This is a genomic window from Burkholderia sp. A9 (assembly GCF_000801975.1).
This window is the reverse complement of record NZ_JSZN01000021.1, coordinates 1-20,544: the sequence shown is the minus strand read 5'-3', so window position 1 is coordinate 20,544 and position 20,544 is coordinate 1. Positions and strand designations below refer to the sequence as shown.

Genomic DNA, 20,544 nt, shown 5'->3' with positions numbered 1-20,544 from the left:
CGCGGCCGGCCGGCACGATCGCCGCGAAGATGCTGGTCGCCGCGCCGGCGCTGCCGCGCGATGCGACCAGCAACGACGTGCTCGACCTGTTCAACCGGATGCCCGACCTGCACGCGGTCGCGCTCGTCGAACGCGGGCGGCCGGTCGCGCTCGTGAATCGGCACGGCTTCATCGACCGTTTCGCGCTGCCGTACCACCGTGAGGTGTTCGGCAAGAAGCCGTGCCTGCAGTTCGCGAACGACGCGCCGCTGATGATCGACAATGCGACGCCGGTCGAGCAGCTGGCGATGCTGCTCGCGACCCACGACCAGCGCTATCTCGCGGACGGCTTCGTGATCACCGAACACGGCCGCTACGTCGGGCTCGGCACCGGCGAGAGCCTCGTGCGCGCGGTGACCGAGATGCGCATCGAGGCCGCGCGCTACGCGAATCCGCTGACGTTCCTGCCCGGCAACATCCCGATCAGCGCGCATATCGACCGCCTGCTGGCGCGCGACGCCGGCTTCCACGCGTGCTACGTCGACCTGAACCAGTTCAAGCCGTTCAACGACCAGTACGGCTACTGGCAGGGCGACGAGGTGCTGAAGTTCGCCGCGACGGTGCTGGCCGGCGTGTGCGATCCGCAGCGCGACTTTCTCGGGCACGTCGGCGGCGACGATTTCCTCGTGCTGTTCCAGCGTGACGACTGGCTCACGCGCGCGACCGACGCGATCGCACGCTTCAACGACGGCGCGCAGCGCTTCTACACGCAGGCCGACCGGCTGGCGGGCGGGCTGCACGGCGAGGACCGCCATGGCAACCCCGCGTTCTTCGGCTTCGTGACGATGGCGATCGGCGCGGTCGGCGTGCCGGCCGGCGCGCACCGCGCGATGCGCTACGGCAGCGACGAAATCGCGTCGGTCGCGGCGCTCGCGAAACGGCGCGCGAAACAGCAGCCGGACGGGCTCGCGGTCGTCGATCTGGACGCGGGGCGAGCCGCGCTGCGCGATCGCGGCGAGCCGCCGCACACGGCGGGCGGCTGAACGGCGGGCGGCCTGTCGGTGCAGGCAGCCGGCGTGCCCGGACAAGGGCGCTGGTGCCGCGCCCTCTCGCCGGCCCCATTCCCGGCGACGGCCTGCCGACCGCCCCGCCCGCCCCGCCCGCCCCCTTTCGCGTCGTACATCCGAACCCGCCCGACGCACCGCCGCCCGTCACCGACGCATTCCACGCGATCACCTTGCCTTTTCCGCGTTTTGTTTAGTATTTTTAGTAACGGCGTTTTCGCAGATTAGCGCTCGAAAACCCGTTATTTTCGGGTATTCCCCGGTTATCCGGCCCGAATTACGCGTCGAGTTTTACTATACAATCGCCGTCACCCTAAACAAACCGGACCCCGAACGATGGGCACCACCATTCGCGACGTAGCGCGGGCGGCAGAGGTCTCGATCGGCACCGTCTCCCGCGCGCTGAAAAACCAGCCGGGCCTGTCCGAGGCCACGCGGGCGCGCATCGTCGAGATCGCGCAGCGGCTCGGCTACGACCCGGCCCAGTTGCGGCCGCGCATCCGCCGGCTCACCTTCCTGCTGCATCGGCAGCACAACCGCTTTCCCGCCAGCCCGTTCTTCTCGCACGTGCTGCACGGCGTCGAGGATGCGTGCCGCGAGCGCGGCATCGTGCCGACGCTGCTCACCGTCGGCCCGAACGACGACGTGCTGCGCCAGATGCGCCCGCACGCGCCCGACGCAATCGCGGTGGCCGGCTTCATCGAGCCCGAAACGATCGAGGCGCTCGCCGCGACCGGCCGCCCGCTCGTGCTGATCGACCTGTGGGCGCCCGGGCTGCGTTCGGTGAACATCGACAATGCGACGGGCGCGGCGCTCGCGATGCGCCACCTGCTCGCCATCGGCCGCTCGCGGATCGCGTTCATCGGCGGCTCGGCCGCGCACTACAGCATCGCGCAGCGCGCGATCGGCTACCGTCGCGCGTTCTTCGAAGCCGGGCGACTGTTCGATCCTGCGTACGAAGTGACGATCGACGCCGGGCTCGACCCCGACACCGGCGCCGCGCGCGCGATGCAGCAGTTGCTCGATGCGCCGGGGCCGCGCCCGGACGCCGTGTTCGCGTACAACGACGCCGCCGCGCTGGCCGCGCAGCGCGTGTGCATCGCGCGCGGCGTGCGGATTCCGGAAGACATCGCGATCGTCGGCTTCGACGACATCCCGGCCGCCGCGCATGCGAATCCGCCGCTCACGACGCTCGCCGTCGACAAGGAAGCGCTCGGCCGCCGCGGCGTCGAACTGCTGCTCGCGGAAGCGCCCGAACGCACCGAGATCTCCCTGCCCGTCGAGCTGATCGTGCGGGCCAGCAGCCAGCCCGCCGGCTCACCGGCGCTCGATACCGCCACGGTCACCGAATCATGAACATGCCCCCGGTCCAATCCCGCACGGCCACGCCGGCCAACCACGCGCAAGCGGCGCCGTTCGTCGCGAGCTTCCGCGACCCGTCGTTCCTGCTGTCGCACGTCGAAGACACGCTGCGCTTCTACGCAACGAACGCGTTCGACCCGACGGGCGGCTTCTACCACTACTTCCGCGACGACGGCAGCATCTACAACCGCACGTCGCGGCACCTGGTCAGCAGTTGCCGGTTCGTCTTCAACTACGCGATGGCGTACCGGCATTTCGGCGATCCGCGCCATCTCGACTACGCACGCCACGGGCTGCGCTTCCTGCGCGACGCGCACTGGGACGACGACCTGCAGGGCTACGACTGGGAGCTCGAATGGCGCGACGGCGCGAAGCGCGCGACGCTCGACGGCACGCGCCACTGCTACGGGCTCGCGTTCGTGCTGCTGGCCGCCGCGCACGCGACGATGGCCGGCATCGACGAAGCACGCGCGCTGATCGCGTCGACCTACGAGCTCGCCGAACACCGTTTCTGGGATGCGGCCGCGGGCCTCTACGCAGACGACGCGACGCCGAACTGGATGGTGTCGTCGTACCGCGGCCAGAACGCGAACATGCACATGACCGAAGCACTGCTCGCGGCCTACGAGGCGACCGGCCACCTCACCTACCTCGACCGCGCGGAAAAGCTCGCGACCCACATCACGCAGCGCCAGGCCGCGCTGTCGGGCGGCCTCGTGTGGGAGCACTACCATGCGGACTGGTCGGTCGACTGGGACTACAACAAGGAAGACAGTTCGAACATCTTCCGTCCGTGGGGCTTCCAGCCGGGACACCAGACCGAATGGGCGAAGCTGCTGCTGCTCCTCGAACGGCACCGCCCGCTCGACTGGCTCGTGCCGCGCGCGGCCGAACTCTTCGACGCGGCGCTCACGCACGCGTGGGACGCCGATCACGGCGGCCTGTGCTACGGCTTCGGCCCCGACTTCACGATCTGCGACCACAACAAGTATTTCTGGGTGCAGGCGGAAACCTTCGCGGCGGCCGCGATGCTCGGCGCGCGCACCGGCAGCGAGCGCTTCTGGGACTGGTACGACGAGATCTGGCGCTATAGCTGGGCACATTTCGTCGATCACCGCTACGGCGCGTGGTTCCGGATCCTCACCTGCGACAACCGCAAGTACAGCGACGAAAAGAGCCCGGCCGGCAAGACCGACTATCACACGATGGGCGCATGCTACGACGTGCTCGCGACCCTGGCACGCGCGGCGCGCAGCGAGCCGACCCAATGAGCGGCGGCACGTTTCCGGCTTTCGTGTCGGCGGGCGACATCCTGACCGACATGGTGCGCGCGGGCGACGCGCAGTGGACCTCGGTGCCGGGCGGCGCCGGCTGGAACGTCGCGCGCGCGGTCGCGCGGCTCGGCGTGCCGAGCGCGCTCGCGGGCTCGATCGGCGAGGACTGTTTCTCCGACGTGCTGTGGCGCACCAGCGAGGCAGCCGGGCTCGACCTGCGCTTCCTGCAGCGCGTCCCGCGTGCACCGCTGCTCGCGATCGTCCACGAGACGCGGCCACCCGCGTACTTCTTCATCGGCGACGCGAGCGCGGATCTCGCGTTCGACCCGGCGCGGCTGCCGGCCGGCTGGACCGACCACGTGCAATGGGCGCACTTCGGCTGCATCAGTCTCGTGCGCGAACCGCTCGCGGGCACGCTCGTCGCGCTCGCGGCCGACCTGCACGCGCGCGGCGTGAAGATCAGCTTCGATCCGAACTACCGCAACCTGATGACGGCCGCGTACCGGCCGACGCTGGAGAAGATGGCCGGTCTTGCCGACCTGATCAAGGTGTCAGACGAGGACCTGCGCCACCTGTTCGGCGGCGACGGCCCCGACGCGGTTGCGGCGGTGCGTGCGCTGAACCCGCGCGCCGCGGTGCTCGTCACGCGCGGCGCGCAGGCGGCGACGCTCTACGCGGACGGCGACGTGCACGAGGCCAGCCCGCCGCGCGTCGAGGTGGTCGACACCGTCGGCGCAGGCGACGCGTCGATCGGCGGCATGCTGTTCAGCCTGATGGCCGCGCCGCAACGGTCGTGGCGCGCGCATCTCGAATTCGCGCTCGCGGCGGGCGCCGCCGCGTGCCGGCATACGGGTGCGCACGCGCCGACGCTCGACGAGGTCGTGGCGCTGCTCGAACGGTGACGCAATGATGACGGCGCGCTGATCGGTCGCCGATAAGCGGCGCTGTACATGCTGCGCCGCAGTGCTACGATGAAGTGTCCTATTGCGGGAGAGGCACGATGGACACGAACACGTTCACCAAGGGCATCTACACGGCCAAGGCGCATACGCAGCACTCCGCCAACGGGCAGTACCAGGGCTACGTGCTCCTCGCCCGGGACGACGGCGACGAGACGGAGAACATGCGCTACGACGTCCACACGACGAGCCCGAGCGAGGAAGAAGCGTTCGACGAGGCGAAGGCGCTGGCGCACCGGATTCTCGGCGAAATCGAACTGTAATGCGCCGAACCGTCACGCGCGCCGCGGCCCGAACGCGACGCGCCGCGTGCGGCGCGGTTCGAGGTCACCGCGCCATCATCGACACCGGCCGTCAGAGCAGCCGCGCCACCAGCGACACCAGCATCGTCAGCACCAGCGTCGACATGAACGGGAACGGATAGCGCCGCCCGCCGAGCGTCAGCGTGACGTCGCCCGGCATCCGCCCGATGCCGAGCTTGCCGAGCCACGGCCAGCAGCGCTGCAGGATCATCACCGCGACGAACGACGCCATCAGCCAGCGCAGCATCCCGGGCTCCGGTCAGAGTACGTGCGAGCGGTCGCCGCGCGCGAATGCGTCGAGCGTGCCGTCGATCCCGCGCGAGAACGCGATCACCTTGAACAGCTCGCCCATCTCGGCTTCCGAGATCAGCTTCTGCACCGCGTTCGCGGCCGGCAGGAACTGGTGGATGTCGGACGGATCGATCGCGGCCAGCGCGTCGGTGATGCCCGCGTTCAGCAGGAAGCGCGCCTGCGACGTGTAGCCGAGCAGGTCCGCGCCGGTGGCGATGCCCGCGTCGTAGATGCCGGTGAATTCGACGTGCGCGGTAATGTCCTGCAGACCCGGGTACAGGAACGGGTCGTCGTGCGCATGGTGGCGGTAGTGGCACATGAGCGTGCCGCGGTCGCGCTGCGGATGGTAGAACTCGTGCGCGGGAAAGCCGTAGTCGACCAGCAGCACCGCGCCGCGCGCGAGCATCGTGCACACGGTGCGCGTGAACGCGAGCGCGGCTTCATGCGTCTCGGTCAGGTAGCCGTCGTCGACGTCGAGCCCCGCGAGCACCGGCGGCAGCCCGGCCGGCCCAGCGGGCCGGTCGTCGAACACGAACGCGTGCCGTGCGTCGAGCGCGACGCCGCGCTCGAGCCAGGCACCGCCCGCCTTCGAGAACAGCCGCACCGGCATCGCGTCGAGCACTTCATTGCCGACCACGACGCCCTCGAAGCGCTCGGGCAACGCATCGAGCCAGCGCACCTTGCCGGCCAGCGCCGGCGCGACGGCCGCGATCGTGTCGCGCTGCCGTTCGCGCAGTTCGCCGGACAGGTCGACGATCAGGTAGTCGTCGAGCTCGACACCGAGTGCATCGAGCGCGGCAAGCAGCCCCGCCGCGAGCTTGCCCGTGCCTGCGCCGAATTCCATCACGCGGCGCGTACCGCTCGCCGCGAGCGCGTCCGCGACGGGATTCGCGAGCGTCTGCGCAAACAGCGGCGACAGCTCGGGCGCCGTCACGAAGTCGCTGCCGTCGTCGGCGCGGCGCCCGAACTTGCGCGCGCCGCCGCTGTAATAGCCGAGGCCGGGCGCGTACAGCGCACGCTCCATGAAGCGGTCGAACGGCAGCCAGCCGCCGGCCGCCGCGATCTCGTCGCGCAGTTGCGCGGCAAGGGTTTCGGACTGCGCGAGCGCGTCAGGGCCGGGAGCAGGTAAACTAGCGGGTTCGTGAGCTTTCGGGTTCATCCCGGCATTGTAAATGACCGTTTCAGCCGATACGTCGCCCCCGCGCATCGCGCTCGTCGCTGGCGCGCTCGGCAGCGCGGCCGACGCCGCGTCGATCGGCCGTGCGCTCGCGACAGGATTCGCGCGGCGCGGCTGGGACGTCGCGCTGCAGCGCAGCCCCGGCGTGGCGCCCGCAGCCGCCGACGCGCTCGTCGCCGCAGTCGCCGCACTGGGCCGCCGCGCGGCCGTGCTCGACGCCGATCTGGCCCTGGAAGCCGACGCGGCCGCGCTCGTCGCCGCCTGCGGCGCGGCGCTCGGCCGGCCCGGCTGCGTGGTGTTCGTGAGCGCGTGCGCCGACACCGACGACGCGCACACGGTGGACGGCGCGTCGCTCGCCGGCGCGCTCGCGCGCAACGTGACGGCGCCGCTCGCACTGGCCCGTGCGCTCGCCGATGCGACGCCCGACGCCGCGTGCAACGACGAAACGCTGCGGGCATGCGCGATCCACGTGCTGGATCAGGCCCTGTTTCACCCGGCGCCTGCGCAGTTGTCGCACGCGCTGATGCAGGCCGCGCTGAACCGCGCGACTTCCGCGCTGGCGCTGGCGCTCGCGCCGAAGGTGCGGGTCGCGGCGCTGGTGCGCGGCCGCGCGCCGCACGCCGACGACATCGCGGCGGCGGCCTGCTATCTCGCGAGCGCGCCCGGCGTCACGGGCGCGACGCTGACCGTCGACGGCGGCGAGCACCTCGTGCCGCCCGCCGCCGGCCCGAATGAATGAACCGCGCGGGCGCGCGACCTGATCGCCGCCGCCCGCGCCGCTTTGCGTGCATGCACGCCAATTTGACTGGGACGACCATGTTTTCCGCTCTCCTGCACCCCCGCCTCGCGGACTGCCGCAGGCTCTACCTGCGCGACTACGAGGTGCACATCAACATCGGGGCCTTCGAACACGAGAAGCGCGGCGAGCAGCGCGTCGTCATCAACGTCGACCTGTTCGTGCCGCTCGCGCTGTCCACCCCTGTCGACGACCGGCTGCATGAAGTCGTCGACTACGACCTGATGAAGCAGAGCGTCGCGCAGTGCCTGGCGCGCGGCCACATCCACCTGCAGGAAACGCTGTGCGACGCGATCGCCGCGAACCTGCTGGCGCACGACGCCGTGCGCGCGGTACGCGTCTGTACCGAGAAACCGGACGCCTATCCGGACTGCGACGCCGTCGGCGTCGAAGTCTTTCGCATCAAGGACGAGGAGCGCGCATGAACGCCCCCCACATGAATGACACGGCGGCCGATGGCGCCGCCATCGAAGCCACCGTCGCCGAACCCGGCCGCCGCGTGCTGACGCGCCGCGAGCAGAAGGAAGCGTACGAGAACAACAAGCTGTTCAAGCGGATCGTGCGCCAGGTCGGCCAGGCGATCGGCGATTACAACATGATCGAGCAAGGCGACAAGGTGATGGTGTGCCTGTCGGGCGGCAAGGACAGCTATGCGATGCTCGACGTGCTGCTGCGCCTGCGCGAGCGCGCGCCGATCGACTTCGACATCGTCGCGGTCAACCTCGACCAGAAGCAGCCGGGCTTCCCCGAACACGTGCTGCCCGAGTACCTGACGCAGGTCGGCGTGCCGTTCCATATCGAGAACCAGGACACCTACAGCATCGTCAAGCGGCTCGTGCCCGAAGGCAAGACGACCTGCTCGCTGTGCTCGCGGCTGCGCCGCGGGATCCTGTACCGCGTGGCCGGCGAGCTCGGCGCGACCAAGATCGCGCTCGGCCACCACCGCGACGACATCCTGCAGACGCTGCTGCTCAACATGTTCTACGGCGGCAAGCTGAAGGGGATGCCGCCGAAGCTGCAGTCGGACGACGGCAAGAACGTCGTGATCCGCCCGCTCGCGTACGTGAAGGAAACGGATCTCGAGAAATACGCGGAACTGCGCGAATTCCCGATCATCCCGTGCAACCTGTGCGGCAGCCAGCCGAACCTGAAGCGCGCGGAAATGAAGGCGCTGATCCGTGAATGGGACAAGCGCTTCCCGGGCCGCGTCGACAACATGTTCAGCGCGCTCTCGAACGTCGTGCCGTCGCACCTGATGGATACGACCCAGTTCCCGTTCGCGTCGCTGCGTGCGACAGGCGAAGCCGACCCGCAGGGCGACATCGCGTTCGACGAGGAACCGTGCGCATCGGGCGACGCCGCCGCGGCGCCGGGCGCCGCGCAACCGATCTCGATCGTCCAGTTCGACGACCTGTAAACAGGGCCCGACCATCCGCCGGAACGGGGGCCGCGCCGCGTTCCGGGGCTGTCGCCCCGCCGCGACAGCCCCGGAACGGCAAGGGCCGCATGCTAAAATGGTCGGCTTCGAACTCCTCAGACAAGCTGGCGCCATGAATATCGTGATTTTGGCGGCAGGCACCGGCAAGCGCATGCGTTCCGCGCTGCCGAAAGTGCTCCATCCCCTGGCCGGCAGGCCGCTCCTCTCCCACGTCATCGCCACCGCGCGCACGCTGCAGCCGTCGCGGCTCGTCGTCGTCGTCGGTCATGGCGCCGAGCAGGTCCAGGCCGCCGTCGCCGCGCCCGACGTCCAGTTCGCGCTGCAGGCCGAGCAGCTCGGCACCGGCCATGCGGTGCGCCAGGCGCTGCCGCTGCTCGATCCCGCGCAACCGACGCTGGTGCTGTACGGCGACGTGCCGCTCACCCGCGCATCGACGCTGCAGCGTCTCGTCGACGCCGCGCGCGAGGGCCGCTACGGGATTCTGACCGTCACGCTCGACGATCCGACCGGTTACGGCCGCATCGTGCGCGACGCGTCCGGCTTCGTCACGCGCATCGTCGAACAGAAGGATGCGTCGCCCGAGCAGCTGAAGATCGCCGAGATCAACACCGGCATCATCATCACGCCCACGGCGCAGCTGTCGATGTGGCTCGGCGCGCTGAGGAACGAGAACGCGCAGGGCGAGTACTACCTGACCGATGTCGTCGAGCTCGCGATCGAGGCCGGCTTCGAGATCGTCACGTCGCAGCCCGACGAAGAGTGGGAAACGCTCGGCGTGAACAGCAAGGCGCAGCTCGCGGAGCTCGAGCGCATCCACCAGCGCAACGTCGCGGATGCGCTGCTCGTCGACGGCGTCACGCTCGCCGATCCGGCGCGCCTCGACGTGCGCGGCACGCTGCGCTGCGGCCGCGACGTCTCGATCGACGTGAACTGCGTGTTCGAAGGCAATGTGACGCTCGCCGACAACGTGACGATCGGCGCGAACTGCGTGATCCGCAATGCGTCGATCGGCGCGGGCACGCGCATCGACGCGTTCACGCACATCGACGGCGCCGAACTTGGCGCGAACACCGTGATCGGCCCGTACGCGCGGCTGCGCCCGGGCGCGCAGCTCGCGGACGAAGCGCACGTCGGCAACTTCGTCGAAGTGAAGAACGCGGTGATCGGCCACGGCTCGAAGGCGAACCACCTGACGTACATCGGTGACGCCGACATCGGCGCGCGCGTGAACATCGGCGCGGGCACGATCACCTGCAACTACGACGGCGCGAACAAGTTCCGCACCGTCATCGAAGACGACGTGTTCGTCGGCTCGGACACGCAGCTCGTCGCGCCGGTGCGCGTCGGCCGCGGCGTGACGATCGCAGCGGGCACGACGGTATGGAAGGACGTCGCCGAGGGCGTCCTCGCATTGAACGAGAAGACGCAGGTCGCGAAAAGCGGCTACGTCCGCCCGGTCAAGAAGAAAAACTAACATCATGCGGGCGCTGCACGGCGCCCGTTTCCACATAGAGGGTAGATTTTTATGTGCGGCATTGTCGGCGCAGTTGCGCAGCGTAATATCGTTCCGGTGCTGATCGAAGGATTGCGGCGCCTCGAATACCGTGGCTACGATTCATGCGGCGTCGCCGTGCTCGAGCCGGACGCACCGAAGCGCGCGCGCAGCGTCGCGCGCGTCGCCGATCTCGACGCGCAGGTGCAGGAATCACACCTCGAAGGCACGACCGGCGTCGCGCATACGCGCTGGGCGACGCACGGCGCGCCCGTCACGCACAACGCACACCCGATCTTCTCGTCGAACGCGCTCGCGCTCGTCCACAACGGCATCATCGAGAACTTCGAGACGCTGCGCGACACGCTGCGCGCGAAGGGCTACGAATTCGTGTCGCAGACCGACACCGAAGTGATCGCGCACCTCGTGCACAGCCTGTATCGCGGCAACCTGTTCGAGGCCGTGCGCGAAGCCGTGCAGCAGCTGCACGGCGCGTATGCGATCGCAGTGACCCACAAGGACCAGCCGCACATCGTCGTCGGCGCGCGCCAGGGTTCGCCGCTCGTGGTCGGCCATGGCGACGGCGAGAACTTCCTCGCGTCCGACGCGCTCGCGCTGGCCGGCAGCACCGACCACTTCACGTTCCTCGAGGAAGGCGACGTGTGCGAGCTGTCGCTCGACGGCGTGAAGATCGTCGACCGTCACGGCGCGCTCGCGCAGCGCGAGATCCGCGTCGTCAGCGCGTACGGCGGCGCGGTCGAACTGGGCCCGTATCGCCACTTCATGCAGAAGGAAATCTTCGAGCAGCCGCGCGCGATCAGCGACACGGTGCCGCAAACCGAAGCCTTCGACGCAACGCTGTTCGGCGACGCCGCACCCGCCGCGTTCGCGGACATCGACAGCCTGCTGATCCTCGCGTGCGGCACGAGCTACTACTCGGGCCTCACCGCGAAGTACTGGCTCGAATCGATCGCGAAGATCCCGACCCAGGTCGAGATCGCGAGCGAATACCGCTACCGCGACTCGGTCCCGAACCCGCGCCAGCTCGTGCTGGTGATCTCGCAGTCGGGCGAGACGGCCGACACGCTCGCCGCGCTCAAGCACGCGCAGTCGCTCGGCCACACGCATACGCTCGCGGTGTGCAACGTCGCGACGAGCGCGATGGTGCGCCTCACCGAGATGCAGTTCCTGACGCACGCGGGCACCGAGATCGGCGTTGCGTCGACGAAGGCGTTCACGACCCAGCTGGTCGCGCTGTTCGTGCTGGCCGCGACGCTCGGCAAGCTGCGCGGGCACGTCGACGCCGCGCAGGAAGCGGAATTCCTGAAGCAGCTGCGCCACCTGCCGGCCGCGCTGAACAGCGTGCTCGCGCTCGAGCCGCAGATCATCGCGTGGGCGGAGGAATTCGCCCGCAAGGAAAACGCGCTGTTCCTCGGCCGCGGGCTGCATTACCCGATCGCGCTCGAAGGCGCGCTGAAGCTGAAGGAAATCTCGTACATCCACGCGGAGGCCTATCCGGCCGGCGAACTGAAGCACGGGCCGCTCGCGCTCGTCACGGAAGCGATGCCGGTCGTCACGGTCGCGCCGAACGACACGCTGCTCGAGAAGCTGAAGTCGAACATGCAGGAAGTGCGCGCGCGCGGCGGCGAACTGTACGTGTTCGCCGATGCCGATACGCAGATCGTCAACGACGACGGCCTGCACGTGATACGGATGCCGGAACACTACGGGCAGCTGTCGCCGATCCTGCACGTCGTGCCGCTGCAGTTGCTCGCGTATCACACCGCGTGTGCGCGCGGCACCGACGTCGACAAGCCGCGCAACCTCGCGAAGTCGGTGACGGTAGAGTAAGCAATCGGCGCAGTGTAGTCCGGCGCGCCGACGAGACAGACGGAGAGACCATGGTAAGACTGTTTGGATGCGGATTGCTGGCGCTGACCGTCGCGTCGACGGGCTGGGCGGCCGAGCACTACGTCGAAGTCTGGAACCCGCCCGAGGCGCGGCTGCCGGCGGCCCGCACGCCGGCAGCGCGCACGGGCGCCGACCTTCGCGCCGGCAGCAAGGGCGCGGAAAAGCATGCGAGCGTGCCGCCGAAAGCTGCCGTGAAGCCGCACAAGCGCCGCGTCGCGCAGGCCATGAAAACCGCCCCGCATCGTCCGCCCGCCGCCGCGGCCGAAGCGCCGGCCGCACCGCACCCGGTCGCGCAGCCCGCACCGGGCCGGCTCACGGTGATGCAGCCGGCCGCGCCTGACGCGACGCACGCGCTCGGTTTCTCCGACATCCCGCGGCAATACACGCCGGACGGCAACGTGCTGCGGGTCGGCACGGGCAGCCGTTCCGCGGAGGTGACTCGATAATGGAAGCGCAGACCTATCACGGCTACCAGATCTGGGGCCATTCGATCCTGCAGCAGGACGAGATCCTGCAACCCGAACGCTTCGCGGCGAGCGGCACGATCACGCAGAACAACCGCCTCGTCGAAGCGTCGGGCGTGCTCGGCGTGTTCGATACCGAGGACGACGCGCGCGAAGCGGGGCTCGAATGGGCCCGCGCCTGGATCGACAGTCATCGCTGAGCGGCCGTGAACCGTGCATGAAACAACAAGGGGCGTCGATGACGCCCCTTGTTTCATTCGAACCGGGAAAGTTCAGGCCGCCGGCCGCGGCGGCCGCATGGCCGTCTGGGGCCGGCCGACGAGCCGTGTCAGCACGACGATCGTGACCAGCGTCGCGATGTACGCGGCGATCTGGATGCCCGCCGGACGCGCCGTATAGCCGATCAGCGTATGCAGCGCCTTGCCGACGATGCTCGTTTCCTTGAGCAGCCACGACGTATCCCACACCGCATCGCCCCACGACGGCACGAGGCCGGCGGCGAGCAGGAAGCCGACGCACTGGCTCGCCATCCCTGCCGCGAGCAGCACGATCAGCCCGTTGGTGACGGAGAACAGGCGCTTCAGCGGAATCTGCAGCAGGCCCGCGTACATCGCATAGCCGAGCCCGGCCCCGCCGAGCACGCCGAGCAGCCCGCCGACGATCATCTGCGGCGTCTGCCCCGGATCGCCCGCCGCGATGCCGTACAGAAACAGCACGGCCTCGGAGCCCTCGCGCAATACCGCCACGCCGACCACGATCGCGAGCCCCGTCAGCGGCCGGCTGCCGGCCGCGACGGCCCGCCCGACCTCGCCCATGTGCAGCGCCATCTCGCGGCCGTGCCGGCTCATCCAGATGCAGTGCCAGGCCAGCATCAGCGTCGCCACGAACATCACGCCGGCGTTGAAGACTTCCTGCCCCATGCCGGACGCCCACTGCGAGATCACGTCCGCGAACGCGGCGATCAGGCCGGCGCCGATCACGCCGCCGACGAGCCCGCCGCCGACCCACCAGCCGCGGCGCGGCACGCCCTTCGTCGCGGCCATCACGATCGAGACCACCAGCGCGGCCTCGAGCACTTCACGAAAGACGATCAGGGCAGTAGACAGCATGTCGGTATCCGCTTACTTGACGGTCAGGTGCGTCTTCGACTGCGCTTCGTGATACTCGTCGTGGAACTCGTAGGTGCCTGCCTTCAGCGGCCCGACCAGGATCTCGACCGACTTGCCGGCCGGCACGACCTTCTCCGCCTTGAAATCGTCGCTCTCGAATTCCGCGGGCGTCGCATCGAGGTTCTTCACGACGAACTTCACCTTCTTGCCGGCCGGGATCGTCACGCCGTCGGGCGAAAACTTGTGATCCTTCAGCGTCAGGTTGACGACATCGTCGGCAGCGAATGCGGAGGTTGCCGATGCGCCCAGCAGGGCCAGTGCGAAGCCGATAGCGAAACGAGTCATGTGCGTAATGAAGTGAAATATCGAAGGAGATTGATACTAAGATCGATTCGCATTATCACCCCGGAGTACCCTTACTACAATCATGGAGATTGTGGGTCGGCGGCGCGCCGCGCGCCTTGTCGCGCAAGGCTTCCAGCAGATTTCGCCGACAATGCGTCGCCGTCAATCAGGACAAGTTCGGACTGACGCTCGCGCGTGATCTGCAATTCGTCTGACTTCCGCCTTACAAATCGCCACGCGACACCGAACGCTGCGAGCACGCTTGACCTTCCCACCATGGCAAGCTTCATGCTGCGCGTACTCGTCAATCGTCAACTCAGGAGAACACGATGGAATTCGAAGTCCAGGACATGACCTGCGGCGGCTGTGCCAACGCGATCACGCGCGCGGTGACGGCCGCCGATCCCGCCGCGAAGCTCGATATCGACGTCGCCGCGAAGACCGTCAAGGTCGAATCGACGCAAGGCGTCGAACGCGTGCAGTCGATCATCGAGGCCGCGGGCTTCCACCCGGCGCTCCGCACCGCCTGAAACGCGCGGGCGCGGTGCCGCCCGGCGCCGCGCCCGCAGGTTCGTCCGTCGCGTCAGCGCAGCCGGATCAGCGTCGACTTCAGCTCGGTGTACTTCTCGAGCGCGTGCAGCGACTTGTCGCGGCCGTTGCCCGACTGCTTGTAGCCGCCGAACGGGAAGTTCATGTCGCCGCCCTCGTCGTAGCAGTTCACCCATACCGTGCCCGCCCGCAGCCGGCGCGACACGTCGTGCGCGGTCGTCAGGTCCGACGTCCATACGGCCGCCGCGAGCCCGTACTCGGTATCGTTGGCGATCCGCACCGCCTCGTCGACATCGTCGAACACGATCACCGACAGCACGGGGCCGAAGATCTCCTCGCGCGCGATCCTGGCATCGGGCTTCACCTCGAACACGGTCGGCTCGACGTAGAAGCCGCCCGACTCCTCCTTCACGCGCGCGCCGCCCCTCACGAGCGTGCCTTCCTTGCGCCCGGCGTCGATGTAGCCAAGCACGCGTTCGAGCTGGATGCCGTCGACGATCGCGCCCATCGACACCGACGGATCGAGCGGATTGCCGGGCACGTACGCACGCGCGGCCGCGACGAGTTTCTCGATGAACGCGTCCTTGATGTCGCGATGCACGAGCAGCCGCGAGCCCGCCGTGCACATCTCGCCCATGTTGTAGAAGATCGCGCCGGCCGCGGCCTGCGCGGCGCGGTCGAGATCCGGACAATCGGGCAGCACGATGTTCGGCGACTTGCCGCCGAGTTCGAGCCACGCGCGCTTCAGGTTCGACTGCGCGGCGTACTGCATGATCAGCTTGCCGACGGCGGTGGAGCCGGTGAATGCGATGCAGTCGACGTCGCGGTGCAGCGCGAGCAGCTTGCCCGGTTCGCCCGCGCCGGGCACGACGTTGAACACGCCGGCCGGGATGCCGGCCTGGTAGGCGAGCTGCGCGACGCGGATCGCGGTCAGCGGCGACTTCTCCGACGGTTTCAGCACGACGCTGTTGCCGGCCGCGAGTGCCGGGCCGAACTTCCACGCGGCCATCAGGATCGGGAAGTTCCACGGCACGACGGCCGCCACCACGCCGACCGGTTCGCGCGTGACGAGGCCGACGAGATGATGGTCGGCCGGCGCGACCTCGCCGCCGACCTTGTCGATCGCCTCGGCGAACCACTCGACGCAATACGCGGCGCCCGGCACGTCGACCGTCGTCGTGTCGCCGATCGGCTTGCCCGCATCGAGCGTTTCCAGCAGCGCCAGTTCGTCGAGATGCTCGCGCATCAGCGCGCCCCAGCGCAGCAGCACGGCCTTGCGCGCGCGCGGGTTCAATCCGGCCCACACGCCCGCGTCGAACGCGCGGCGCGCGGCCGCGACGGCGGCGTTCACGTCGGCTTCGCCGCAATCGGCCACCTTCGCGAGCACGCGGCCGTCGATCGGGCTCACGCAGTCGAACGTCTTGCCGCCGTGCGCGTCGCGCGACGCGCCGTCGATGAATGCGCGCCCATCGATCTCGAGCGACGCCGCCTTGTCCTGCCAGTCAGCCAAAGTCAACTTGTTCATCAGGATGCCTCAATTGTTGTGGCATTCGCGCTGCAGCACGCCGCGCAACGGCAACACTGCCGGCGGCGAATGCGGTGATGCGCGGTCAGAAGGTGGCCGGCGAATTGGCCGACACGACCTCGCAGAGCTGTTCCGCGCTGGGATTGCGAAAACGGTGCGGCAAACGGCTTTCGAAGTAGTAGCCGTCTCCGGGGTCGAGCAGCCAGGTCGCGCCGTCGACGGTGAGCTCGAGCCGGCCCGACACGACGACACCGCCCTCATGCCCCGCGTGCACGAGCATCTCGGGCCCCGTATCGGCGAGCGGCTGGTAGATCTCGCGCATGATGCACATGTTGCGGTCCTTCACGCCCGCGCCGACGAGATGAAACGCGAGCGCGTCGTTGCCGAGGTTCGGCATCTCGTCGCGACGCGACACGACCGAGCGCGACTCGACCAGCTCGAACGTGAAGAACTCCGCGAGACTCATCGGGATGCATTCGAGCAACTTCTTCAGCGAGCCGACCGACGGGCTCACGCGGCCCTGTTCGATCAGCGAGATCGTGCCGTTGGTCACGCCGGCCCGCTTCGCGAGCTCGCGCTGCGACAGGCCATGCTTGTTGCGCACGAAGCGCAGGCGCTCGGCGACTTCGGTAGACATCGATTCGGTTTCGGGCACGATAGGTAGCGCGGTGAGAAAGTGAAACGACGCGTTAGGCATCCGTTGAATATTCTAATCACTTTATGCCGCGCATCAGCGGGGAAAACCCTGAAAGGCGTTCGAAATAATGAACACCTCGCGAGTCATTCCGTTTACGAATATTTTGTTCGCAGTGCTCGGGAAAGCCCTGACACACGACCGTCAAAAAACATTTGACGCCGTTTTTGGCTCGTATATGCTGGCTCTCAGGTCAGCGTCATTGGCCATTCATAGGCACCAGAAAACGTTATCGCAACGTAAAAATTGATGCCCATCGATGTGAGTGACGCAGGCCCGGCACCTCGATTATTTTAAACGCCCCGCGCGCCAAAACGATCAGGTGTTCAATACTTTCAACAAACCAGTCGAGTGTAATCGTGAGAGTCCGTGGCCCTCTGGTGAGGTGGGATCGAGGCGATGTGCGAAGTTTGCGCAGCGCTGTTCCCGCTTCCGATGGCAGTTGCGGCTGGCATAGTCCTCGCCTGCTGCACCTGTCGATCTACACCATCCTGTCCCGTCGTTCCGTTCGCCGTCACAACGCCGTTTCCGCACGCGCATTCGTGGCCGTCGATACCGACGAAGTCGCGTCGCTGCTGCCATAGCGCCTCTCCCCCTTTTCTCGTCGTTCGTTTCAGCTGCCTGCTCGTTAGCCGCGTCGTCTGCGCGGTGACGGAACGCGTTCGCGCATGCCTTGCCGCGTCGCGCCTCGCAACGAAACGAACGACGGCCTGACCGTCGCGCGCAGCGCGGATCGCCATGCGAGCCCGTTGCGCCCATTCACCAGCGGCCTTGCGCATTTCGCCAGGCTGCGGGGCCGTGTCGCGCCTGCATTTCGCGCTGTTTCTGCGCAATGCACACGGCAGCCCTACGGACAACTGATTGACGTCATGGAAAGGAAACCCCTCGTCGGCATCACTGCCGACTTCACGCAGCTCGGCGCACATGCGTCGCACACGGTTGGCGACAAGTACGTCGCGGCGATCGTCGACGGCGCGCACGCGTTCGCGATGGTGCTGCCTGCACTCGGCGATCGCCAGTCGGTCGACGACGTGCTCGACACGGTCGACGGCCTGCTGTTTACCGGCAGCTACTCGAACGTCGAGCCGCACCTGTATGGCGGCGAGCCGAGCGCGCCGGGCACGAAGCACGATCCCGCACGCGACGCGACGACGCTGCCGCTGCTGCGCGCCGCGATCGCGGCGGGCGTGCCGGTGCTCGCCGTATGTCGCGGCTTCCAGGAGCTGAACGTCGTCTGCGGCGGCACGCTGCACCAGCGCGTGCACGACGTGCCGGGTCTCGCCGATCACCGCGAGGACGACGATGCGCCGATGGACACGCAATATGGCCCGGCGCACACCGTGCGCCTGACGCCCGGCGGCGTGCTGCACGCGCTCGCCGGCGGCCGCGACGACGTGTACGTGAACTCGCTGCACAAGCAGGGCATCGCGCAGCTCGGTTCCGGCCTCGCCGTCGAGGCCGTCGCGCCGGACGGCCTGATCGAGGCCGTCAGCGTCGTCGATGCACCGGCGTTCGCCCTCGCCGTGCAATGGCACCCGGAATGGCGGCATGCGCATGACCCGCTGTCGAGCGCGATTTTCCGCGCCTTCGGCGACGCCTGCCGCACGCGCCGCAACGCCCGCATGCGTGCCGCGGCCGCCGCCGCGCTCGCTTGAGCGCGCCGACCCACATAACGAGAACGAGAACAGACATGCAAGACATCGAAGACTTTCTGAAGCAGCACCGGATCACCGAAGTCGAAGCGATCATTCCCGACATGGCGGGCATCGCGCGCGGCAAGATCACGCCGCGCAACAAGTTCACGTCCGGCGAATCGATGCGCCTGCCGCAGGCCGTGATGGTGCAGACCGTCACCGGCGAATATCCGGAAGACGGCTCGCTCACCGGCGTGACCGACCCCGACATGGTGTGCGTGCCCGACACGTCGACGATCCGCCTGATTCCGTGGGCGGTCGACCCGACCGCGCAGGTGATTCACGACTGCGTGCACTTCGACGGCTCGCCGGTCGAGATCTCGCCGCGCTACGTGCTGCGCCGCGTGCTCGACCTGTACAAGGCGAAGGGCTGGAAGCCCGTGGTCGCGCCGGAGCTCGAGTTCTACCTGGTCGACATGAACAAGGACCCGGACCTGCCGCTGCGTCCGCCGGTCGGCCGCACGGGCCGCCCCGAGACGGGCCGCCAGTCGTATTCGATCGAGGCGGTGAACGAATTCGATCCGCTGTTCGAGGACATCTACGAGTACTGCGAAGCGCAGAACCTCGACATCGACACGCTGATCCACGAAGTCGGCGCCGCGCAGATGGAGATCAACTTCATGCACGGCGACGCGCTGTCGCTGGCCGACCAGGTGTTCCTGTTCAAGCGCACGGTGCGCGAGGCCGCGTTGCGCCACAACATGTACGCGACGTTCATGGCCAAGCCGATGGAAAACGAGCCGGGTTCCGCGATGCACGTGCACCAGAGCATCGTCGACGAGGAAACGGGCCGGAACCTGTTCACCTCGCAAGAAACGGGCGGCGCGACCTCGCTGTTCTACAACTACCTCGCGGGGCTGCAGAAGTACACGCCGGCGCTGATGCCGATCTTCGCGCCGTACATCAACTCGTACCGCCGGCTGTCGCGCTTCATGGCCGCGCCGATCAACGTGCAGTGGGGCTACGACAACCGCACGGTCGGCTTCCGCATCCCGCACTCGGGCCCGGCCGCACGACGCATCGAGAACCGGATCCCGGGCGTCGACTGCAACCCGTACCTCGCGCTCGCGGCGACGCTCGCGGCCGGCTATCTCGGCATGACGCAGCGCCTCGAGCCGACCGAGCCGCTCGTCAGCGACGGCTACGAGCTGCCGTACCAGTTGCCGCGCAACCTCGAGGAAGGGCTCACGCTGATGGCCGCGTGCGAGCCGCTCGGCGAGATTCTCGGCCACAAGTTCCTGAAGGCGTATTTCGCGCTGAAGGAAACCGAATACGAAGCGTTCTTCCGCGTGATCAGCTCGTGGGAACGCCGTCATCTGCTGCTGCACGTGTAAGCGCGCGCACAACCGCATTACGGAAATACGGAGGAAACATGACTTACCGCAACGAATCCGCGTGGATCCAGCCGGCCGCGCCGGCGGCCCGCACGACGCAGGCACGCTCGACTGCCGAATACCGCGCGCTCGACGCCGCGCACCACATCCACCCGTTCTCGGACATGGGTGCGCTCAATCGCGCGGGCAGCCGCGTGATCGTGAAGGCCGACGGGGTCTACCTGTGGGACTCGGACGGCAACAAGGTGATCGACGGCATGGCCGGCCTCTGGTGCGTGAACGTCGGCTACGGCCGCAAGGAACTTGCGGACGCCGCGTATCGCCAGATCCAGGAACTGCCGTTCTACAACACCTTCTTCAAGACGACGCACCCGCCGGTGATCGAACTGTCGGCAATGCTCGCCGAAGTGACGCCCGCAGGCTTCAACCACTTCTTCTATTGCAACAGCGGCTCGGAAGGCAACGACACCGTGCTGCGCCTCGTGCACCAGTACTGGCGCGTACAGGGCAAGCCGCAGAAGAAGTATGTGATCTCGCGCAAGAACGGCTATCACGGCTCGACGATCGCCGGCGGCACGCTCGGCGGGATGGGCTACATGCACGAGCAGATGCCGTCGAAGGTCGAGCACATCGTGCACATCGACCAGCCGTATTTCTTCGGCGAAGCGCAACCGGGCGAGACGCCGGAAGCGTTCGGCCTCGCACGCGCGCAGCAGCTCGAAGCGAAGATTCTCGAACTCGGCGCGGAGAACGTCGCGGCGTTCATCGGCGAGCCGTTCCAGGGC

The 20,544-nt window shown here is 68.0% G+C and carries 24 protein-coding genes; 17 read left to right on the top strand and 7 right to left on the bottom strand.

Features of this window, described 5'->3' with window-relative positions; genetic code table 11:
• From PI86_RS11385 to PI86_RS11365, 5 genes are all read left to right on the top strand, one after another.
• Window positions 1-1,022 (top strand): diguanylate cyclase domain-containing protein (locus PI86_RS11385; protein ID WP_039322169.1); only part of this gene is annotated, 1,022 nt, incomplete at its 5' end.
• A 357-nt stretch (window positions 1,023-1,379) separates the two neighbouring features.
• Complete coding sequence (locus PI86_RS11380; protein ID WP_014895845.1) at window positions 1,380-2,399, top strand: LacI family DNA-binding transcriptional regulator; 1,020 nt, start codon at window positions 1,380-1,382, stop codon at window positions 2,397-2,399.
• The gene (locus tag PI86_RS11375) at window positions 2,396-3,676 is read left to right on the top strand and encodes an AGE family epimerase/isomerase (RefSeq protein ID WP_014895844.1); all 1,281 of its coding nucleotides are present in this window, start codon (window positions 2,396-2,398) and stop codon (window positions 3,674-3,676) included. Before PI86_RS11380 ends, PI86_RS11375 begins: the two co-directional genes overlap by 4 nt.
• Window positions 3,673-4,581: a carbohydrate kinase family protein gene (locus PI86_RS11370; RefSeq protein WP_039322165.1), complete on the top strand. Its 909-nt coding sequence runs from the start codon at window positions 3,673-3,675 to the stop codon at window positions 4,579-4,581. Before PI86_RS11375 ends, PI86_RS11370 begins: the two co-directional genes overlap by 4 nt.
• 98 nt (window positions 4,582-4,679) lie before the next feature.
• Window positions 4,680-4,901, top strand: a complete 222-nt coding sequence (locus tag PI86_RS11365) for a hypothetical protein (protein WP_014895842.1) — start codon at window positions 4,680-4,682, stop codon at window positions 4,899-4,901.
• A gap of 91 nt (window positions 4,902-4,992) precedes the next feature.
• Here the strand turns inward: PI86_RS11365 and PI86_RS11360 are convergent, their stop codons facing one another.
• Complete coding sequence (locus PI86_RS11360; RefSeq protein ID WP_014895841.1) at window positions 4,993-5,187, bottom strand: DUF2905 domain-containing protein; 195 nt, start codon at window positions 5,185-5,187, stop codon at window positions 4,993-4,995.
• 12 nt (window positions 5,188-5,199) lie between these two features.
• Window positions 5,200-6,390, bottom strand: coding sequence for a class I SAM-dependent methyltransferase (locus PI86_RS11355; RefSeq protein ID WP_039322161.1), 1,191 nt, complete (start codon window positions 6,388-6,390; stop codon window positions 5,200-5,202).
• Between the two features lie 13 nt (window positions 6,391-6,403).
• Between PI86_RS11355 and PI86_RS11350 the strand changes: the two genes are divergently transcribed.
• The 7 genes from PI86_RS11350 (at window position 6,404) to PI86_RS11320 (ending at window position 12,709) form a co-directional block, all read left to right on the top strand.
• Complete coding sequence (locus PI86_RS11350; RefSeq protein WP_039322158.1) at window positions 6,404-7,147, top strand: SDR family oxidoreductase; 744 nt, start codon at window positions 6,404-6,406, stop codon at window positions 7,145-7,147.
• 77 nt (window positions 7,148-7,224) lie between these two features.
• Entirely contained in the window at window positions 7,225-7,629 is a 405-nt protein-coding gene (locus tag PI86_RS11345) for a dihydroneopterin aldolase (RefSeq protein WP_039322155.1), read from the top strand.
• Window positions 7,626-8,621 (top strand): tRNA 2-thiocytidine(32) synthetase TtcA, encoded by a 996-nt coding sequence (gene ttcA / locus PI86_RS11340; protein ID WP_039322152.1) that lies wholly within the window; start codon window positions 7,626-7,628, stop codon window positions 8,619-8,621. The genes PI86_RS11345 and ttcA overlap by 4 nt, the downstream gene beginning before the upstream one ends.
• 133 nt (window positions 8,622-8,754) lie before the next feature.
• A complete protein-coding gene (gene glmU / locus PI86_RS11335; protein ID WP_014895836.1) occupies window positions 8,755-10,116 on the top strand; it encodes a bifunctional UDP-N-acetylglucosamine diphosphorylase/glucosamine-1-phosphate N-acetyltransferase GlmU in 1,362 nt (453 codons plus the stop codon).
• Window positions 10,117-10,167: 51 nt separating this feature from the next.
• Window positions 10,168-11,985 carry a glutamine--fructose-6-phosphate transaminase (isomerizing) gene (gene glmS, locus PI86_RS11330; protein ID WP_039322149.1) on the top strand — a complete coding sequence of 606 codons (1,818 nt, stop codon included), beginning with the start codon at window positions 10,168-10,170 and terminating at the stop codon, window positions 11,983-11,985.
• 50 nt (window positions 11,986-12,035) lie between these two features.
• Window positions 12,036-12,491, top strand: coding sequence for a hypothetical protein (locus PI86_RS11325; RefSeq protein WP_039322146.1), 456 nt, complete (start codon window positions 12,036-12,038; stop codon window positions 12,489-12,491).
• Window positions 12,491-12,709, top strand: a complete 219-nt coding sequence (locus PI86_RS11320) for a hypothetical protein (RefSeq protein ID WP_014895833.1) — start codon at window positions 12,491-12,493, stop codon at window positions 12,707-12,709. The genes PI86_RS11325 and PI86_RS11320 overlap by 1 nt, the downstream gene beginning before the upstream one ends.
• Before the next feature lie 72 nt (window positions 12,710-12,781).
• Here the strand turns inward: PI86_RS11320 and PI86_RS11315 are convergent, their stop codons facing one another.
• The 3 genes from PI86_RS11315 to PI86_RS17345 all read right to left on the bottom strand — a co-directional run bounded on the left by PI86_RS11315 (window position 12,782) and on the right by PI86_RS17345 (window position 14,253).
• A complete protein-coding gene (locus tag PI86_RS11315; protein ID WP_039322143.1) occupies window positions 12,782-13,618 on the bottom strand; it encodes an FTR1 family iron permease in 837 nt (278 codons plus the stop codon).
• Between the two features lie 12 nt (window positions 13,619-13,630).
• Window positions 13,631-13,963, bottom strand: a complete 333-nt coding sequence (locus PI86_RS11310; RefSeq protein ID WP_006488047.1) for a cupredoxin domain-containing protein — start codon at window positions 13,961-13,963, stop codon at window positions 13,631-13,633.
• An 80-nt stretch (window positions 13,964-14,043) separates the two neighbouring features.
• A complete protein-coding gene (locus PI86_RS17345; protein ID WP_161792366.1) occupies window positions 14,044-14,253 on the bottom strand; it encodes a hypothetical protein in 210 nt (69 codons plus the stop codon).
• Between the two features lie 39 nt (window positions 14,254-14,292).
• Between PI86_RS17345 and PI86_RS11305 the strand changes: the two genes are divergently transcribed.
• Window positions 14,293-14,493, top strand: a complete 201-nt coding sequence (locus PI86_RS11305) for a heavy-metal-associated domain-containing protein (RefSeq protein ID WP_014895830.1) — start codon at window positions 14,293-14,295, stop codon at window positions 14,491-14,493.
• Between the two features lie 53 nt (window positions 14,494-14,546).
• Here the strand turns inward: PI86_RS11305 and PI86_RS11300 are convergent, their stop codons facing one another.
• Together PI86_RS11300 and PI86_RS11295 are read right to left on the bottom strand one after the other, a co-directional pair.
• Window positions 14,547-16,037 (bottom strand): aldehyde dehydrogenase, encoded by a 1,491-nt coding sequence (locus PI86_RS11300; RefSeq protein ID WP_039322131.1) that lies wholly within the window; start codon window positions 16,035-16,037, stop codon window positions 14,547-14,549.
• Window positions 16,038-16,122: 85 nt separating this feature from the next.
• Window positions 16,123-16,674 (bottom strand): cupin domain-containing protein, encoded by a 552-nt coding sequence (locus tag PI86_RS11295; protein ID WP_014895828.1) that lies wholly within the window; start codon window positions 16,672-16,674, stop codon window positions 16,123-16,125.
• Between the two features lie 458 nt (window positions 16,675-17,132).
• Here PI86_RS11295 and PI86_RS17735 point away from each other — a divergent pair, with 458 nt between their 5' ends.
• The 4 genes from PI86_RS17735 to PI86_RS11280 form a co-directional block, all read left to right on the top strand.
• Window positions 17,133-17,315: a hypothetical protein gene (locus PI86_RS17735; RefSeq protein WP_006488040.1), complete on the top strand. Its 183-nt coding sequence runs from the start codon at window positions 17,133-17,135 to the stop codon at window positions 17,313-17,315.
• 285 nt (window positions 17,316-17,600) lie between these two features.
• Window positions 17,601-18,386 carry a gamma-glutamyl-gamma-aminobutyrate hydrolase family protein gene (locus PI86_RS11290; RefSeq protein ID WP_039322128.1) on the top strand — a complete coding sequence of 262 codons (786 nt, stop codon included), beginning with the start codon at window positions 17,601-17,603 and terminating at the stop codon, window positions 18,384-18,386.
• A 35-nt stretch (window positions 18,387-18,421) separates the two neighbouring features.
• Window positions 18,422-19,759 (top strand): glutamine synthetase family protein, encoded by a 1,338-nt coding sequence (locus PI86_RS11285; RefSeq protein WP_014895826.1) that lies wholly within the window; start codon window positions 18,422-18,424, stop codon window positions 19,757-19,759.
• A 38-nt stretch (window positions 19,760-19,797) separates the two neighbouring features.
• On the top strand, window positions 19,798-20,544 hold a 747-nt coding region (locus PI86_RS11280; protein ID WP_039322123.1), incomplete at its 3' end, for an aminotransferase class III-fold pyridoxal phosphate-dependent enzyme.

Bases quoted from the DNA above. Each gene is read 5' to 3' on its own strand.
- PI86_RS11325 (WP_039322146.1), top strand. From the start codon at position 12,036: ATGGTAAGACTGTTTGGATGCGGATTGCTGGCGCTGACCGTCGCGTCG.
- PI86_RS11350 (WP_039322158.1), top strand. From the start codon at position 6,404: ATGACCGTTTCAGCCGATACGTCGCCCCCGCGCATCGCGCTCGTCGCT.
- PI86_RS11300 (WP_039322131.1), bottom strand. From the start codon at position 16,037: ATGAACAAGTTGACTTTGGCTGACTGGCAGGACAAGGCGGCGTCGCTC.
- PI86_RS11310 (WP_006488047.1), bottom strand. From the start codon at position 13,963: ATGACTCGTTTCGCTATCGGCTTCGCACTGGCCCTGCTGGGCGCATCG.
- PI86_RS11290 (WP_039322128.1), top strand. From the start codon at position 17,601: ATGGAAAGGAAACCCCTCGTCGGCATCACTGCCGACTTCACGCAGCTC.
- PI86_RS17345 (WP_161792366.1), bottom strand. From the start codon at position 14,253: ATGAAGCTTGCCATGGTGGGAAGGTCAAGCGTGCTCGCAGCGTTCGGT.
- PI86_RS11345 (WP_039322155.1), top strand. From the start codon at position 7,225: ATGTTTTCCGCTCTCCTGCACCCCCGCCTCGCGGACTGCCGCAGGCTC.
- PI86_RS11285 (WP_014895826.1), top strand. From the start codon at position 18,422: ATGCAAGACATCGAAGACTTTCTGAAGCAGCACCGGATCACCGAAGTC.
- PI86_RS11365 (WP_014895842.1), top strand. From the start codon at position 4,680: ATGGACACGAACACGTTCACCAAGGGCATCTACACGGCCAAGGCGCAT.
- PI86_RS11375 (WP_014895844.1), top strand. From the start codon at position 2,396: ATGAACATGCCCCCGGTCCAATCCCGCACGGCCACGCCGGCCAACCAC.
- glmU (WP_014895836.1), top strand. From the start codon at position 8,755: ATGAATATCGTGATTTTGGCGGCAGGCACCGGCAAGCGCATGCGTTCC.
- PI86_RS11360 (WP_014895841.1), bottom strand. From the start codon at position 5,187: ATGCTGCGCTGGCTGATGGCGTCGTTCGTCGCGGTGATGATCCTGCAG.
- PI86_RS11355 (WP_039322161.1), bottom strand. From the start codon at position 6,390: ATGAACCCGAAAGCTCACGAACCCGCTAGTTTACCTGCTCCCGGCCCT.
- PI86_RS11315 (WP_039322143.1), bottom strand. From the start codon at position 13,618: ATGCTGTCTACTGCCCTGATCGTCTTTCGTGAAGTGCTCGAGGCCGCG.
- PI86_RS11320 (WP_014895833.1), top strand. From the start codon at position 12,491: ATGGAAGCGCAGACCTATCACGGCTACCAGATCTGGGGCCATTCGATC.
- glmS (WP_039322149.1), top strand. From the start codon at position 10,168: ATGTGCGGCATTGTCGGCGCAGTTGCGCAGCGTAATATCGTTCCGGTG.
- PI86_RS11370 (WP_039322165.1), top strand. From the start codon at position 3,673: ATGAGCGGCGGCACGTTTCCGGCTTTCGTGTCGGCGGGCGACATCCTG.
- PI86_RS11295 (WP_014895828.1), bottom strand. From the start codon at position 16,674: ATGTCTACCGAAGTCGCCGAGCGCCTGCGCTTCGTGCGCAACAAGCAT.
- PI86_RS11380 (WP_014895845.1), top strand. From the start codon at position 1,380: ATGGGCACCACCATTCGCGACGTAGCGCGGGCGGCAGAGGTCTCGATC.
- PI86_RS11305 (WP_014895830.1), top strand. From the start codon at position 14,293: ATGGAATTCGAAGTCCAGGACATGACCTGCGGCGGCTGTGCCAACGCG.
- ttcA (WP_039322152.1), top strand. From the start codon at position 7,626: ATGAACGCCCCCCACATGAATGACACGGCGGCCGATGGCGCCGCCATC.